Raw genomic sequence first — 18,236 nt, 5'->3', positions numbered from 1 at the left:
ATTATGCAATGTGGCATTTTGGTTTTGCTGAAGTCGCTAATTTTCCTTTTCACCATCGTTGGCAATGGCCGAACGCAGTCCGCTTCTTATACTAAGCCATACAAAGTTAAAAACCGATTTGGTTTTATCGCGTTCTACTTGCTCTGCATGGCCATATCTGTAACCATCTTCGTTTTCTTTACTGTCGTTTGAAATGAACCAATTGATTAATCCGGATAGAAATTTCTTTTTCTCCCTGCCGTCTTCCTTTAGCATAGACACTTTAAAATTGTCGTACTTTATTTTTAAATCTATGTTCGACAGCGTGGGATTACCATCAATAGTAAAAAAGGTTTGGTACAGCTCGCCATTAAAACGGGTATTTAAATTAGGTTCACTAAAACTGTTCATGCTGGCTGCTGTTATGTGCCCCAAATCTGCTTTAAATACAAAACGGTCTGTGGTGTCCTGCACTTTAAAATGCCATTTAACTTGCAACGAACTCCCTTCCATAAAATCGGTATTTACGTCAATTAGGCTTTCTGTATCCGAACTATAAGAATTTCCTAAATTGGCAATTGTAGCATTAAAATTTGTGAAGTTTATGCGGCCCGCACCATTGTCTTTTTTCACCTTTTCGGAATAAACAATAACGCCTTGGTTAATGTTGAGCGTATCGATACCCAAATTAAACTTCAAATTCCGTAGCATTTTACCATATAGTGGTTTTGGCTCTAAATCATCGGCTACCAATTTGTCTCTGTAAATTTCAAAATGAGGCTGATTAACATCAACCCGTTCTGCATTTATACCTACTACCGAGGAATTCAACAATTTCAAATCCTGCCCTGCTACGCTAACCGAATTAAAATGAATATCAACATGGTCGCGTTCCGTTTCAACAACTTGGCTTAAAGCGGCTTTATCGAACTTGGTTTTTATTTTTACATTGTTCAAAAATGAAGCTGTTTTTGTTATCGATAACGAATCAACGAATACATCATCATAATCATTCAAAGCGTATTTTATGTTTTTTGCATCCACCGAAAAACCATCAAATTCAACGGTTTCGTTTTCATTTTTATGGAACTTCAAACCGTCCACTTTCAAATTGAAGTCTGGCGAACTAAAAACCAGCGAGTCGTCCTCTTTTTTCACCACCAAAACATCAGCCTTTTTAATCAAAATTTGCCCTACTTCAATATTTTTCTTCATTTCACCGAGCATCTTCTGCCTGAAATCAGCCTGATTCACCTTGTCGTTTTTGATGTATTTCACAACGGGATTCTGGATCAACAATGTTTCAACTGCAATTTTTTCATTAAAAAGACAACCCCAATAACTTAGGTTTTCAATCGATATTTGACCAATATGCCCTTGCACGATAAGTTCGCCAGTGGTTTTCCCATAAACTTCCCATTTGGAAGATTTTAAGTCCACATTTCCCAATAAAATATTAACATCTAGGTTGGAATAACCCAATTGAATATGGTTTGGCAATTCTCTCAAGGCCTGCTCAATCTTTTTCTCAATGCGCCATTGAGCAACAAAAAATCCCACAATAATTATGAGAATGAAAACCAATACGACTGATAGAATTTTGTGTTTTTTCCGCATATTGTAAAGATATACGTTCAAAACTTCAATAACAATAAAATTTAAATATCTTTACTTCTCAAACTTGATTGCCTTTCAATAATATGGATTCTTTTTTACAATTTATTTCTGAAATTTCATGGTGGATGTGGATTCTAATCGCCCTGGCTTTAATAGCCATTAGGGATGTTTTCATCCAAAAAAAGCACACCATTAGCCACAATTTCCCCATTGTGGGGCACTTGCGTTATCTCTTGGAAAGCATTGGCCCTGAAATGCGCCAATATTTTGTAGCCAACAACCGCGAAGAACTGCCTTTTAATCGTATTGAACGGGGTTGGATTTATGCTTCGGCCAAAAAGGAAAATAATTACGAAGGTTTTGGCACTGACCGCGATATCTACGAGCATCAGCACATTTTCATCAACAATGCCATGATGCCCTTTAAAATTACAGAAGACCACCCCAACCATATCGATAAAACCTTTTTACCCTGCGCCAAAGTTATGGGTGAGTTTAACAAACGGAAAAAGCCCTATCGCCCGGCTTCGATTATTAACGTTTCGGCCATGAGTTTTGGATCACTATCCGCAAAAGCCGTGGAGTCGTTAAATAAAGGCGTAAAAATGGCCGGCGCTTACCATAACACGGGCGAAGGCGGCCTATCGCCATACCATAGTTATGGCGGCGATGTTATTTTTCATTTTGGTACGGGCTATTTTGGGGTACGTGACGAAAACGGCAATTTTTCCATGGACAAGATGGTAAAACTTGTAGAAGATAATCCTTTTGTCCGTGCTATTGAGATCAAGTTATCGCAAGGTGCTAAACCCGGAAAAGGCGGTGTTTTACCTGGCGCAAAAATATCCCATGAGATTGCAAAAATCAGAGGGGTTGAAGTGGGCAAGGATGTATTGTCTCCACCCAATCATTCTGCATTTTCTAATGTAAAAGAAATGGTCGATTTTATTGAAGACATCGCCGAGTCCACAGGGCTGCCTGTTGGCATAAAAGCTGCCATTGGAAAACTGGAACAATGGGAAGAACTGGCCCAAATCATGCTAAAAACAGGGAGAGGCCCCGATTTTATTACCGTTGATGGTGGTGAAGGTGGCACGGGGGCTGCCCCGCCCAGTTTTGCCGATCACGTTTCCTTGCCTTGGGTTTACGGATTTAGCGATTTGTACAAACTATTTCAAAACCATGCATTGACCGAACGTATTGTTTTTATTGGCAGTGGCAAACTTGGGTTTCCCGGTAAAGCGGCCATGGCGTTTGCAATGGGTGCCGACTGCCTAAACGTTGCCCGCGAAGCCATGATGAGCATTGGCTGCATTCAAGCACAAATTTGCCATACCAACCGTTGTCCAAGTGGTGTGGCTACACAAAGTAAATGGCTACAAGGTGGCATTGACCCCACTTTGAAATCAGTCAGATTGGCACAATATTTTAGAACCTTTAGAAAAGAATTTATTGAAATCACTCATGCTGCGGGCTACGAGCATCCCTGCCAGTTCACCATGCGCGATATAGAGATGAATGTAGATGACCATAACCTTTCAAAAGAACTGCAAAGAACATACATGTACGAGAAAACCCCCGTGCCTTTTAGTGGCATGCAAAATTTAAAAGATTGTTTATATTTGGGAGGAAAACCAAATGAAACACCACCAAAAAATACTTAACCGAAAATGGAAGTCAGCCGAATTATAGATTTATTTTTATACGCCATCCCCACATTAATCACGGGACTAATAGCCTATTATTTTTTTAGGGAACATACCAAAAACGAAGATGGTCGCAGGCGATTTTTACTAAAGAAAGATTTGCAAGTAAATGCCATGCCACTACGATTGCAAGCCTACGAACGCATGGCTCTTTTTTTGGAGCGCATATCGCCCTCTAAATTGTTGATTCGTGTACAACCAACTTCTTCCAACAAAGAAGATTATGAGTCTTTATTGATTCAAAATATTGAGCAAGAGTTTGAGCACAATTTATCTCAACAGATCTATATTAGCGATAAATGTTGGAATATTATTACCACAGCTAAAAATGCGACCATTCAACTGATTAGAAAAGCTAGTATGCTTGAAAAAACCGATACAGCCAACAAGCTACGTGAGGTGGTTTTAACCGAAATGATGGAACGCCGCTCGCCTAGCGATGCCGCCCTTTCTTTTGTAAAGGAAGAAGTTGCTGAACTTTGGTAAATCAGCCCATTCGTAATTCGTTGGAGCGTGCCTCTTGGCACTTTTTCTTAGCGTTAAAATAGCCTTGCTGCCACCACTCGGTCATTAATTTTTTATTGAAAATCAAAGAGTTTTCGGTAAGTTTTGATGGTGTATAATACAGGTTTAAGTCCACATTATTATTTTTTGCAGCCAGTTTACCGATAATGATATCACTACGTTCCACCTGATCCAATAAGTGGCCAAATAAATTAATCATTAGTGAATACGGATTTTTACCCAACACTTTATTGTATTCCATATTTTCCGATTCTAAAATAACAGCATCAACCTCTGTGGCCCCGCGCAAAATGGCCTCCCGTATGGGCACCACGCAGCCCAGGCCGCCGTCGGCATATTCAAAACCATTTTTTTTCACCAAGGACATGAACGGAATGTAATTGCACGAGATCCATATCCAATCGCAAAACTCTTCGTAATCAAAATCCTTTATCGATTTATACTCCACGCCATTTTTAGAAAGATTGGAAACGGTAACCACCACATCTTCCTTGGTTTCCCTAATTAGATTAAATTCTTCATAAGTAAAATGCTTCCTGATATATTTTCGTAAAGCCTTACTTTCCCCGAACGTACGTTTCATTTTTATAAACTGCCACAGTGAGTTTAAAAAATCGATGGATACGAATTCCCTGGTACCGCGTTTTCTAACAACAAAAGGGTTGACACTAAAAATATTGCTTTGGTTTACATTGGTAAAAACCTGATGGATTTTATCAATTTTTCCGGCCGCCAAATGCGGAACGAGCAAACTCCCCGTTGAAGTGCCCAAAAACATATCGTAATCCCTACCTTCTTCCTGTATCAAATACTGGGCAACGCCCCCGGCATAAGCGCCTTTACTACCACCTCCGGAAATTACTAATGCTCTCATTAAATTTGGGTCAAATTGGTTTAGTTACACCTTAAATATATTATTTTCTTATGAATTTCCACACAAATACTTCCAACTTGAGTCAACTGACTTAGCTAATGACCATTACACGGTATTTTTCTTTCCGTTTAACCATTAATTGACAAATTTTAACAAGCCTTTAAAAAGAATATTTATTTTAGTCTTTGCTATTAACAATATTTCTTTTGCATGAAGAAGACTACTTTTCTTTCAGTCATAACATTTTCAATTTTAACCTTTTCCATTTTCGCTTGGAACAACTTTGAAGCCAAAATTGAAGTACAACCATTCAGCAGCATTAGTGACGTCAATTTTATGCCTCCCGCGGCAACTATTTCGGGCACCGCACAGGTTTGCAGGAACGACGCACAACCCCAAATTACCTTTACGGGCTCTGGAGGAAATTCGCCTTACACGTTTACCTACACCATTAACGGCGGCGGAAATTTAACGGTAAGCACCTCGGCCACCGGAAACAGTGTTTCTGTTGATGTGAGCACGGCCAACGTAGGCACTTTCACTTATGAGTTAGTTTCTGTTGAAGACACTTCGGAAACCACAAGCGCCAGTGGTTCGGCTACCATTACCGTTAGTGAACCTACGGTAGATTTTAGTTTTGACAACAGCGGTGCATGCTCGGGCACACCAGTTAATTTTACACCAAACGTGAGCGGCAATGCTCCTTTTACCTATAATTGGACTTTTTTTGATGACGGCAGTACCAGTACGGCTACCAACCCCACTCATACCTTTACATCATTGGGCTGTGGCTCGCAAAATATTAATGTTACGCTTACCGTTACCGATGCCAACGGGTGCACCAATTCTATAACAAAAGCCGTTACCGTTCAGCAAAAACCACTAATGGAATTTACCGATTTGGACCAGCCCTTCGATATGTTCAATAACTGCGGAAACAACACGACCGACCCCACTTACACCATTAACGTAGATATTGACAACGTTTCGGCAGCATGTATCAATTCTTATGATGTGGATTGGGGCGATGGTAGCCCTGTTGAAACCAATGTAACGTTTCCCGCCACACACACCTATACCCAATTAGGCTCGTTCAATATGGATATTACCGGACACGGCACCAACTGCGACAACACCGTAACCTATTTGATAAAAAATTCCAGTAACCCCACGGGAGCCATCGTCAACCCCGGAAATACGGTAAATTTATGCACACCCGTAAACCCCATTGAATTTGCCATCGGCAATTGGGGAACCAACCCGCCTGATACCGAATATTTTGTGGATTACGGCGACGGCACCACCATAAACTATACCCAAGCCCAATTGGAAGCCTCTACCTATTACAACGCTGCCGACCCAATAAATTCCCAAGATTTCCCAATTGCACACACTTATACTGAAACCAGTTGCCCGAGTAGCTATACGGTTTACCTAAACATAACAACCTCCTGCGGACAAACCAATTTTACAGCTGGCCCTATCATCATTTTAAGAAAGCCCGAAGTAGATTTTGAAGATCCGCCCACAAGCTGTGTCAATACGGCTGTGCAGTTCAACAATACCTCTTTGGACGGTTACAGCAATAATTGTAGCGTTAACGATGGCTACTTTTGGGATTTTGGCGACGGCACCACTTCAAACGACAGAAACCCCACGCACACTTACACCGCACCGGGCACTTACACGGTCTCATTATACGCCCAAAATTCTTGCGGCATTACCGATACTGTTACCAAAACCATTTGCATTGAAAGCCCACTAGCTGCTGCCTTCACAATAGACAATAACAACGGATGTTCTCCCTTAACCTTACAAACCACCAACACCATCGATTTAAGCAATAGTTGCGGAAACGAGCAATATTTATGGGAAGTGAATTACACTTCCGGGTTTTGTGGAACAGTGCCCGCCCAATGGGAATTTACCAACGGAACGGATGAAAATTCAGCAGAACCTGCATTCAACTTTACAACGGCCGGAACTTATACCATCACCCAAACGGTTACCAATTCCTGCGGAAGCGATAGTACTTCTGAAACAATCGAAGTGAAACAACCGCCCACTGTACAATTATCCACCATTCCTGATGGCTGCGGAACGGCCACCATTTCACCTTCGGCCACGGTTGATTTATGTGCGCCAAGTTCCGAAACACCAACATATATCTGGACTTTTACCGGAGGAAGCCCAGCGTCATCCAATACGCTGGATCCAGGCACTATAACCTATGCTACGCCCGGAACCTATCAAATTTCATTTAGCGTGACGACCAGTTGTGGCACCACTACTGAAACCGAATCGTTTACTGTAAACCCTGTGCCAACCATTACGAATACCGATTTGACCCAAACCATTTGTTCGGGCACCGATACTGCTGAAATTAATTTAACTGCCGACCTTGCCGGAACTACTTTTTCATGGACGGCATCGGCACCAACAGGCGTTACCGGATTTATCGCCCCAGGAAATACAGACACCATTCCCATCCAGACTATTTTTAATGCCAATACCACTTCCGAAGAGGTCACCTTTACCGTTACCCCTTCGTTGAATGGCTGCGACGGGCCTTCGATAAATTTTGTGATCACGGTTGATCCCGCTCCAGAATTCACCAGTCACCCACAATCTGAAACCATTTGCGTCAATGGCGCTTTAGCCCCGCTTTCTGTTTCCGTTAATGGGCCAGGTACGCCAACGTACCAATGGTACAGCAATACTGTAGATTCGAATACGGGAGGCACGGCAATTTCTGGTGAAACCAATTCAACCTACACACCGCCCAACAATCCATCAGGAATAACCTATTATTATTGCATCGTGTCGTTTAGCGCAGGTGCGGGCTGCAACGAAATTGTTTCGGATGCGGCTCAAATAGAAATTGTTGAGGGCATTCAAATCGATTCAAATCCTACCCCAACGCAAAGCTTATGTTTGGGTGGCGATTTGCCAAACCCTTTAACAGTAAGCCATTTGGGAGGCACGGGTACTATTTCGTATCAATGGTTTTCAAACAGCACGAACAGCAATACGGGCGGCACGGCCATTACCGGAGCGACAAATATAGATTACACGCCACCAACCTTCACCACCTCAGGCACTTATTATTATTACCTTGAAATTTCCTTAAACGGAAGTGGCTGCAGCGGTATTACCAGTAATGTCGCTGAAATTATAGTCGTGGACGACCCTGTGATTACCACACAGCCATTGGCCACCCAAACCCTTTGCCAAGGCATTACGCCCCAAACTCTCGAAGCTATAGTTTCTGGTGGATTAGGTAGCAATTACAATTATCAATGGTACAGCAATACCACCAACAGCAATACGGGTGGCTCGGTTATTTCCGGGGAGACAAACAGCAGCTTTATCCCACCGACCGATACTGTGGGCAGCTTTTATTACTATGTTGAAATCACCCAATCCGGAGCCGGATGTAGCGTAGTGAGCAATGTGGCCGAAGTTAATGTTAATGCTGCCCCAAACATCACCTCTCAACCCGTTTCAGAAGTGTATTGTTTTGGTGAAACCATCAATCCACTTTCCATTTCTTATGCCAATGGCGTGGGCACACCTGCCATTCAATGGTACGAAAATACGGTGGACGACAACACTACGGGAACGCCCATTTCTGGGGAAACCTCTACCAGTTTCACCCCGCCTTCAGCAACAATTGGAACGGTTTATTATTATGCTGTTGTTACTTTTTCATCGGGTGGCTGTACTGAAATCACCTCAAATACCGCAGAAATCACCATCAACCAAACGCCAAATATCACTCCGAAATCAGCAACCATTTGCAGCGGAAACGCTTTCAATATTTCACCCGACAATTCCAATGGCGACATTACTCCAACGGGCACCACTTATACGTGGACTGCCCCAGTGATTTCACCCGCTGGTACTATTACTGGTGCTTCCGCTGAAAGCAATCCGCAAAGCAATATCGGCCAAACACTAACCAACACCACCACAACCCCATCAACCGTAACATATACCGTTACGCCCACATCGGGCAACTGTGTGGGCAACACTTTTGATGTTACCATTACCGTCAATCCCTCTATTAGCATTACTTCCACGCAAACCAACAGCGATTGTTATTTGGCAAATTCAGGTGCTTTGGAAATCGAGATTACTGGTGGTGTACCGTTTTCAACCGGTAACCCGTATCAAATTACTTGGAGTGGACCAAATGGTTTTTCAAGCACCGATGAAGATATTTTCAACTTAGCTCCAGGTAATTATACTGTTGATATTTTAGATGATGGCGGCTGCCCGTTCACGGAAACCTTCACCATTACCGAACCCGATGAACTTATTTTCAGTAATATCGATTTCGACCCTGAAACCATTTCCTGCTTTGGAGCCGATGATGGCAGCATCGGCATCGATATATCGGGAGGCACGCCACCGTACAATTACAATTGGACCAGAAACGGTAGTGCCTTTTCAAACTCGGAAGATTTAACGAACCTCGCTCCTGGAACTTATGAGGTTACCGTAATTGATGCCAATAACTGTGCGCCCATTACCCAAAGTTTTTCTGTAATCGAACCTTCGGAATTAAACGTTAGCCTGGTAAATCAAGTCAATATTATTTGCTTTGGAGAGGCTACTGGCGAAATCAACATTTCGGTTGCTGGCGGAAGAACCATTGAAACATCTCCCGGAAATTTTGATTATTCCTATTCGTGGACGGGCCCGAACGGCTTTACGAGCAGCCTTCAGAATGTAACCGCTTTGTTTGCCGGAACCTATAATGTAACAGTAACCGATAGGTCGGGATGTACCGATACTTTGGAAGTGGTTTTGATTCAATCTGATGAAATCATTATTGATTACAGCACCACCGAAATTGAATGTTACGGCGACAACAATGCCTCGATTACCATCAACAACATTTCTGGCGGTAACCCACCGTACCAAGTGGCCTGGAGCAATTTGGGGTCGGGCATGTCCCAAACCAATCTCTCGGCCGGCACATACACCATAACCGTAACCGACGATACCAATTGCGAAAAAGAAGCCATAATCGTTATTGATGAAGCGCCTATTTTTAGGATTTCGCCCATGGTTGAAAACGTATCCTGTTTTGGCGAAAACGACGGACGCATCATTTTGAATTTGGAAGGCGGTATTGAACCCGTAAATCTTACTTGGAACGACGACCCAACGGCCGGAGTGGAACGCAACAATATTGGCCCGGGCACTTACACCGTTACCATTACCGACGGTACGCCCTGCGAAATTACCGAAACCTTCACCATTACCGAACCTGCCGAATTAACCCTTTCGGCCAACACCACCGACGCTTTAGATTGCGATGAGGCCAACTCTGGAAGCATCAATTTAATTGTTACCGGCGGTTCGTTGCCGTTTACTTATTCATGGTCCAACGGAGCGACTTCCGAAGATTTAAACAACATCCCACCGGGCAATTATGCCGTTACGATAACCGATGCCAATAATTGTCAAATTTCGGGCAACTGGAATATCAACCGTTTTGAACCGATAGCTTTGGAAGTGGGTACCGAAACGGATTTCAACTGCGACACCCGCGAAGTGAGCCAGTCGTTTATTGCACAAGTTTCGGGCGGTGTTCCGCCGTACAGCATTCAATGGTCAAGCGGAACGGTGAGCGGCACCAATGGAGAACGGATGAGTACCTCAACAAACGGCTTGGTTTCCATTGATGTTACCGACAGCTTGGGCTGCATGGCCCATTTTTCTTATAATGTGGATATTCCAGAGTTGGGCGATGCCGATTTCAATATTACTTCGAGTGCCTATAGTTCCTTCGGGTTTTATTCCATCGAAGATCCGATAGCATTTACCAATTTAGGCGATGGCGATTATATTTCTGTGACTTGGGATTTTGGCGATGGCGGTTTTTCTTCCGAAGAAAACCCCAGCCACACCTATATTAATAAGGGGAGTTATGAAGTAACACAAACCGTTACTTACCCTTTTGGCTGCGTGTACACCAAACATAGCACTTTGGTTATTGAAAAAGGATATAGCCTGATTATGCCCAACGCCTTCACACCCAACAACGATAATATGAATGCTTTTTTTGCACCAGAATCCATTGCATTAAGTAACATGGAATTCAATGTTTACGATACTTGGGGCAGTTTAATTTATTCTGAAAAAGGCGACAGTATAAAAGGTTGGGACGGTAAAGTGAACGACAACGAGGCCGAAAATGGCAACTATTATTTCACCTTTAGCGGCCAAACATTTTACGGAAAAACCATTACCCAAAAAGGTGCCTTTGTATCCATTAAATAAGCAACCAAACATGAAATTAAAACTATACACCCTCATTATACTTTGTTGCTTTTTTATAAAAGCCCATGCCCAAGACCCCGTATTTTCCCAATATTTTTTGGTACCCGAAACTTTAAACCCGGGCTTTTCGGGTTTTGAGGAAGCGTCATATTTTGGTTTGATTCACCGTACACAATGGCCCAGCCTCAATTTACGCGTAGATACCGAATATGCGTTTTATAATACTTGGGTTGAAAATGTGGGCGGCATAGGTTTCAGTATTTTAAATCAGCACGAAAACAATACGAAATACAACCATTTACAAGGCAACGTTAATTTTGCCTATCATGTGAAATTAGCTAACGATTGGTATTTTCGTCCGGCTATTGAAGTGGGTTTCGGGTCGAAATCGTTCAACTTTAGCAATTTGGTTTTGGCCGACCAGATTAATATCCATGCCGGAACGGTAAGCGGCAGTACCTCTGATCCTTATGCCATGAATGCCAATCGAAAAATCAACTTTTTGGATTTTACAACGGGCTTTGTTTTCGACAAAAAGAATATATACAACGATAGCGAAATATGGCTCGGGGCTTCCATAAAACACCTTAACAAACCCAATATTTCGTTTGTGGAAAATGGCAATGTGCCGTTGGATATTTTTTATTCGATACATGCCAATTACAAATTTCCGTATTACGATTATAACGACCTGTTGCTCTCTGCCAATTACATGCAGCAAGGCCCGTACAACCGACTCGACTTCAGCGCTACCGCACAATTGGAAAAGTTGATGCTGGGCGTAATGGCCGTGACCAATCCCGCTAAAAACGAGGGCAATAGCCACTTACTTACTTCAGTGAATGCTTTTGTTGGATTGGAATTTGAACAATTGCGATTTGGGTTTTCATACGACATTAATACGACGAAAATTGGGAGAACCGATGGCGTTTATGAGCTTTCGATTACCTATTTGGCAGGTTGTTTGATTTGTAGAGACCCGGCGCGATTGGAACGTAGGAAATAGAAAGAATTCTCTTTTAAATACGACACACTTATTGCTCCATTTGACTTTGAAGCGATTTAGCAAACTTCACCATTTGCCAATTATGATGAATTGTAGCCTGTTGTAAATACGCTTTGCATTCGTCGTTGCAGGCTTGAATTTGGGTTAAATATTGAAAAGCATTAATCCGCGTTTCAAATCCGTAATTGGGGCTGGTGTAGTCTGTCAGCTCTTTTAAGTATTTTGATTGGTTTTCGGGCTCGAAATCATCGGAGAGTAAAGCTAAAGTGAGCCAAAGAATCCTCACATTTTTATCATTAAATCCAATGATGCCTTTGGTTTGGTTCAAATATTCTTTTCTATCCTGCGGAAAGTTTTTCCAAAGGTTGAATAAAGCCGCTTCAACAGTGATATACGATTCGTCATGAAGCAGTGTTTCGTATTCTGATTTTAATTCGGAAGGAATGCGGCTCAATGATTGGGCTATAGCTTGACGAACTTTAATTGGATTTTGAAAATGTTCAGCTGTTATCTGGTTCGGGTTTTGAAAAATGATTTTCCGTTTCGCTTCATCTGAAATTCCCGAACTTAAATATTCTTCACATTTTGAAGTGTACGCCTCGCAATCTACCATTAAATATTCTTGAATAAACGCCGATTGCTTTAGACTTTCCATGGCTAAATCGTAATGAAATTTTTCTGAAATTAGCCAAATATCAACAAAAGCATCTAAATCCTGTTTACTAAACTTTTCAACTTCCGAAATAAAATCTTCGGTCACAACATTTTGATAAGCATGCCTCTTCAGGTAACTTTTAGTTGCCTCTTTAAAAGCCTTATCGCCTACTGTTTCCCTAAGCAAATGCAGAACCCAGGCCCCACGCTTATAAAATGTGGTACTGCTTGATTTAGGGTCTAACAAAGACGTACCGCCCCCCACTTTATCCTGTTCCTGCAACTCTTGGGCGTATTCATAAAGTTGCCAATAGTAATAATCGTCGCCAAATACGCCGCGCTCCGCCAGCAAAGCGTAATAAGTAGCGAAGCCTTCTTGTAGCCAATGGTGCGTCCCGGACGTTTCGGTCACCAAATTACCAAACCATTGGTGCGCCAATTCGTGGGCGTTAACGTTTACATAGTTTTTATCGACAAATGCAATGGAATCAATCACAAAAGCATCCGAAAAAATAGTGCAGCTTGTGTTTTCCATACCGGCGTACAGAAAATCCTTAACCGGAACTTGCTTGTAATTTTGCCAAGGATACGGCACACCAATTTCTTCTTCCAAAAAATCGAACATTTGTTTGGTGTATCGGTAAGTGGGCTCCACTTTAAGTGAATCTTCAGGGTAATAATACATTTCCAACGGGATGCCGCTTTTTGAATATTCCACCTTTTTATGGTATTTGCCAATAGCCAGAGCCACCAAATAGCTGCTCATGGGGTGTTTCATATCGTAATGCCAAACTGCAGTTGAGTCGTTTAATTGTTTAGAAGTTAATTTACCATTCGCGACAACTTCAAAATCTTTTTCAAAATTGATGGATAAATCGAACTCGATTTTATCATTCATGTCATCAATACTGGGCAACCAATTACTGGTGTATTTTCCTTGACCTTGGGTCCAAATTTGCTGCTTCTCGATACTATTCAGACCAACATCGGAATCACTCGAAGTGACGTTTCTTTTATTTCCCCAATCGATAAAGTACAAGGCTTTTTTAGGTTTTGCAGAATACTCAAAATTGAGTTGATAATCTTTACCTGTTTCGAAATGATTTTTAAACCAAACTTGCGCTCCGTTGTTGCTGTACCTAACGGGGTCTCCATCCAAAGAAACCCCAGAAAACCTCATGTTAATCGCATCCAAAAAAATGGAATCTATCGGCTTTAAAACCTCAAACCGATAGTTAACAATTCCATTTACACGTGAAGAATCAGGCGTAAACGAAATCTTTACATAAGCCGATTTAAAATCAACAACATCAACCTGTTGTCCCCAAGAACAGGCAGCAAAAAAGCAGAGCAAAAAACCAAAACGTTTCATGCGTTTCAAGATAGCAAAGATTAGTCCAAAAAAGAAAAATTCCCGACTAGAAACTATGAAACTCTATTAAGTTTGCTTCGTAGTATTGGTCGCCCAATTTGGTGAGTAGGTTTCTAACCACATTGCTATCGCCATCAATAGCAATGGCTGAATACCCCACATCATTCATTTTCCCTAACCTTAAATCCTTAATGTTGATGTTCTTTGAAGCTAAGGCCGACAATAAAATCAACAATACGCCCGGAGCATTGTGGTGCTTAGTTAAAATGACCTTTTCGCTCAGTCCTAAATTCAAGCTTACACCGTCCATTTCCAACAAATACACACCGCCGTTGTTATATTGCGGCAATAAAGCATCTTCTTTATAAGTCAGTTTTTTGAATAACCCCGAATCGGTGCCGTTTATGAAGTCAATAGCACTTTGAATGTTTCCATTTTTGTTATCGATAGACAGAAAAGCCTCGGCCGTACCATCGTGATTGGATTTTAAGCGAGCCGTTTCAACGTTAATGCCTTCGGAAGCCAAAGTATTGAATAACGAAGAAATAACGCCTGGCATATCCAAATGTTCTGAAAACAGTCCGTTAACCTTTCTTTCTGGCCGTTTTGGAGCCTCATCGGTAACTGTGATGGATTTACCCCATTTTCGAATTCTAATAGCGTTATATTCACCCATTCCAGTAGAATTCTTGTACAGATCTAAAAATTCGGTGAACGAACCTCCAAAAGAAAAATCGGGAATGATTCTACGGTGAGTATCATCCAATCTCTGGTTGAGCAATTCAATCCCTTTGTTTAAAATGGTGTATTTTACTTTTAGTTCGTGGTCGTCGTAAATGGTGCGGTTTTCGGGAATTAACTTCGAATAGCTCACATAGCTTTCGTAACCTGCCTCTTGGATATATTCCAAACTCTCTTTGTAATTCAAGCCATAATAACGCACGTGATGGGTATCTGTACCCACACACACCGGAATTTGAAGCTCTCTAGCACGACGTAAAATATTTTGGGTTGGGTACACGCCCACCCCTTTAAATTTTCCGGCCATGTTTACATCTAGCGATAAATTTCTATCAGCAATCAATTCCAAAAGGGTACGGAATTTATTGGCCAACGGATGCGCACTGGTTTCAAAATTCACCAAAGCCTCGGGCATATCTACATTCAGTTTTGGCAAATCAATATGACCTATAATTTGAATCATATCTCCAAAACATTCAATCATTTGAATCATTTCATCAAAATAACCTTCCCAATAAGCTTCAAGGCTGCCGCGCATTTTCAGCAATTCTTCGGCCTCTTCCTTCGAACCATCATAAGGCAAACCTTCGGGTGCAAAATGTACCGAACCGATTACATAATCGGCATCTTCAGCCTGAAAAATTTTAGAACGGCTCCATTGCAAGCCCAAATCGGGGCCCATCCACTCCAACTCCACACCGTATTTGATGTTAATACGTCCTGCGTATTTTTTACGAAGATTGGCGATGCGTTTCGGATAATTTAAGTAAGAACGGTTTCCGCGGATAAACTTCACATTGGTATCGCGCTCAGCAATGTACCTAAAGTTGGTTAATCGTGGCGAGTGGATAATAAACGTGATGCTGGGATTGCCCGCTTCAATAGCCTTATCGATAATATCCTCTAACTTATCAATACCGTGTTTAACGTGGTCTTGCTCCGTTCCCGCATGAATACCATGGGTTTCCCAAATAAATTCGTTCAGCTTTCTCATTGGTCAATAAACTTAATTATCCTTTAAAGACGCCAAATTTAACCAATGAAAAAGAATTTTTAGCTAAAATGTTTCGGTTTTTGAATCTGCGTACCATGAAATGAAAAAATGAGGCTTGATATATTTTGATTGAATTACGTAAATTCGCCCTCATGTCTGTTAACCTTCAAACGCCCATCGATTATTTAAAAGGGGTTGGCCCCAACCGTGCCGATTTACTGCGCAAGGAGCTTGGCATACATACCTATCAGGATTTAATCAATCTGTTTCCTAATCGATATATCGACCGAACACGATATTACAAAACCAACCAACTACAGCAAAGCAACGCCGATGTTCAGGTTATTGGGAAAATCACCAGTTTTAAGGAAGTGGCCCAAAAACGGGGCAAGCGTTTGGTAGCCACCTTTCAGGACGATACGGGCACCATGGAACTGGTTTGGTTTCGTGGACATAAATGGATCCGGGAAAGTTTAAAGCTGAACAAACCCTATGTAGCATTTGGTAAAACCAATTGGTTTAACGGCAAATTCAGCATGCCGCACCCCGAAATGGAATCGCTGGAAGAGCATGAAAAAAACATCCGATCGGCCATGCAGCCGGTTTATCCTTCCACTGAAAAATTATCCAACAAGGGCATTACCAACCGGGTAATTATTAAAATAATCCAGCAACTTTTTATTGAAACTAACGGACGCTTTTATGAAACCCTATCGGAACCGATTCTTACCGAATTAAAATTAATTTCGAAAAGCGAAGCACTGTTCAATGTGCATTTTCCTAAAAGTCAGGAGCTGCTCGCCAAGGCTCAATTTCGGCTAAAATTTGAAGAGTTATTTTACATCCAGTTGCAATTGATTATTAAAAACCGATTGCACAAAAGCAAAATAAAAGGACTCCCTTTTGAAAACGTGGGACACTATTTCAACACCTTTTTCAAGGAGCATTTACCCTTTAATTTAACCAATGCACAAAAACGGGTTTTGAAGGAAATCCGGTCAGATTTAGGCAGTCAGGCACAAATGAACCGACTTTTACAAGGCGATGTGGGTTCCGGAAAGACCATAGTAGCGTTCATGTCAATGCTCATGGCGCTTGACAATGGTTTTCAAGCTTGTTTAATGGCGCCGACTGAAATTTTGTCAGTTCAACACTATAATGGATTATATGAATTATGTAAACTATTAAATATCAGCATTTCACTATTAACAGGTTCAACTAAAACTTCAGAACGAAAAATTATTCATGAAAATTTAGAAAATGGCGATTTACAGATTATTGTAGGCACCCATGCCCTACTTGAAGACAAGGTAAAATTTAATAATTTAGGGCTCGCCATTATTGACGAACAACACCGTTTTGGAGTCGCCCAAAGAAGCAAATTGTGGCACAAGGGCCCGAAAAGCCCAGCTCTATCCTCTACCGAAAATTCTTCAAATAATAATCAAGGGGCTTCCACTATCCCACCCCATATTTTGGTGATGACCGCGACGCCCATTCCGAGAACCTTAGCCATGTCGGTTTACGGCGATTTGGATATTTCGGTTATCGACGAGTTGCCTGCCGGACGAAAACCCATAAAAACGGTACACCGTTTCGACAAAAATCGCTTAAATGTATTCCGTTTTGTAAAAGATGAAATAGCCAAAGGCCGACAGGTTTACATTGTTTATCCACTGATTCAGGAAAGCGAATCGATGGACTACAAAGATTTAATGGACGGCTACGAAAGTATTTCGAGGGATTTTCCCATGCCCGATTATCAAATTTCCATCGTTCATGGTAAAATGAAACCCGAAGACAAAGATTACGAAATGCAACGGTTTATTAAGGGCGAAACCCAAATTATGGTCGCCACAACGGTAATTGAAGTGGGCGTAAACGTACCGAATGCCTCGGTAATGATTATTGAAAGTGCTGAACGTTTTGGACTATCGCAACTCCACCAATTGCGCGGTCGTGTGGGGCGTGGCGCAGAACAGAGCTATTGTATCTTAATGACCGGGCACAAACTGAGTGACGACAGCAAAACCCGATTACAAACCATGGTTAAAACCAGCGACGGCTTTGAAATAGCAGAAGTTGATTTAAAACTCCGTGGCCCTGGCGATATTATGGGCACCCAACAAAGTGGTGTGCTCAACCTCAAAATTGCAGATATTGTAAAAGACAAGTATATTTTGCAGGCTGCCAGACATTTCGCTAAAAAGACCCTCAACGAAGACCCAAACCTTTCGAAAGACGAAAACCGAGTGATTTTGCACACTTATAAACAGCTCAGCAAATTCAAAAATATTTGGAATTATATAAGCTAATTCCAGAAAAAAACCCAACCATTTCTGGTTGAGCTTAAATATTACTGTTGTTTGTTGATTGATTGTGTTGAAGTTATGGAGAAAACCGCTCCTTGGATGTTATCGTTATGTTAAAGAAACGCACAACACTGTTAATTAACGGTTTATTAAGAATAATTT

The 18,236-nt window shown here is 41.7% G+C and carries 9 protein-coding genes; 5 read left to right on the top strand and 4 right to left on the bottom strand.

What is annotated here, in order from left to right:
- Positions 1 to 36: 36 nt before the first annotated feature.
- Positions 37 to 1,596: a hypothetical protein gene (locus ABI125_08950; GenBank protein XCF04856.1), complete on the bottom strand. Its 1,560-nt coding sequence runs from the start codon at positions 1,594 to 1,596 to the stop codon at positions 37 to 39.
- An 83-nt stretch (positions 1,597 to 1,679) separates the two neighbouring features.
- Here ABI125_08950 and ABI125_08945 point away from each other — a divergent pair, with 83 nt between their 5' ends.
- On the top strand, positions 1,680 to 3,260 hold the full coding sequence (locus tag ABI125_08945) for an FMN-binding glutamate synthase family protein (GenBank protein XCF04855.1): 1,581 nt from the start codon (positions 1,680 to 1,682) through the stop codon (positions 3,258 to 3,260).
- Positions 3,261 to 3,266: 6 nt separating this feature from the next.
- Positions 3,267 to 3,788: a hypothetical protein gene (locus tag ABI125_08940; protein XCF04854.1), complete on the top strand. Its 522-nt coding sequence runs from the start codon at positions 3,267 to 3,269 to the stop codon at positions 3,786 to 3,788.
- A 1-nt stretch (position 3,789) separates the two neighbouring features.
- Here the strand turns inward: ABI125_08940 and ABI125_08935 are convergent, their stop codons facing one another.
- A complete protein-coding gene (locus ABI125_08935) occupies positions 3,790 to 4,701 on the bottom strand; it encodes a patatin-like phospholipase family protein (GenBank protein ID XCF04853.1) in 912 nt (303 codons plus the stop codon).
- Between the two features lie 210 nt (positions 4,702 to 4,911).
- On the opposite strand from ABI125_08935, the gene ABI125_08930 reads away from it, so the two are divergent.
- Both ABI125_08930 and ABI125_08925 read left to right on the top strand, forming a co-directional pair.
- Positions 4,912 to 10,995, top strand: a complete 6,084-nt coding sequence (locus tag ABI125_08930) for a PKD domain-containing protein (GenBank protein ID XCF04852.1) — start codon at positions 4,912 to 4,914, stop codon at positions 10,993 to 10,995.
- A gap of 10 nt (positions 10,996 to 11,005) precedes the next feature.
- Positions 11,006 to 12,001, top strand: coding sequence for a PorP/SprF family type IX secretion system membrane protein (locus ABI125_08925; protein ID XCF04851.1), 996 nt, complete (start codon positions 11,006 to 11,008; stop codon positions 11,999 to 12,001).
- Positions 12,002 to 12,029: 28 nt separating this feature from the next.
- Here ABI125_08925 and ABI125_08920 read toward each other — a convergent pair whose 3' ends face one another.
- A complete protein-coding gene (locus tag ABI125_08920) occupies positions 12,030 to 14,027 on the bottom strand; it encodes a M1 family metallopeptidase (GenBank protein ID XCF04850.1) in 1,998 nt (665 codons plus the stop codon).
- Positions 14,028 to 14,073: 46 nt separating this feature from the next.
- On the bottom strand, positions 14,074 to 15,762 hold the full coding sequence (locus ABI125_08915; protein XCF04849.1) for a histidinol-phosphatase HisJ family protein: 1,689 nt from the start codon (positions 15,760 to 15,762) through the stop codon (positions 14,074 to 14,076).
- A gap of 152 nt (positions 15,763 to 15,914) precedes the next feature.
- On the opposite strand from ABI125_08915, the gene recG reads away from it, so the two are divergent.
- A complete protein-coding gene (gene recG / locus ABI125_08910; GenBank protein XCF04848.1) occupies positions 15,915 to 18,077 on the top strand; it encodes an ATP-dependent DNA helicase RecG in 2,163 nt (720 codons plus the stop codon).
- Positions 18,078 to 18,236 lie beyond the last annotated feature (159 nt).

Origin of the sequence: Tamlana crocina (assembly GCA_040429635.1) — a bacterium.
In the GTDB taxonomy this organism is placed as follows: Bacteria; Bacteroidota; Bacteroidia; order Flavobacteriales; family Flavobacteriaceae; genus Flavisericum; species Flavisericum crocinum.
This window is presented reverse-complemented; position numbering and strand designations above follow the sequence as displayed.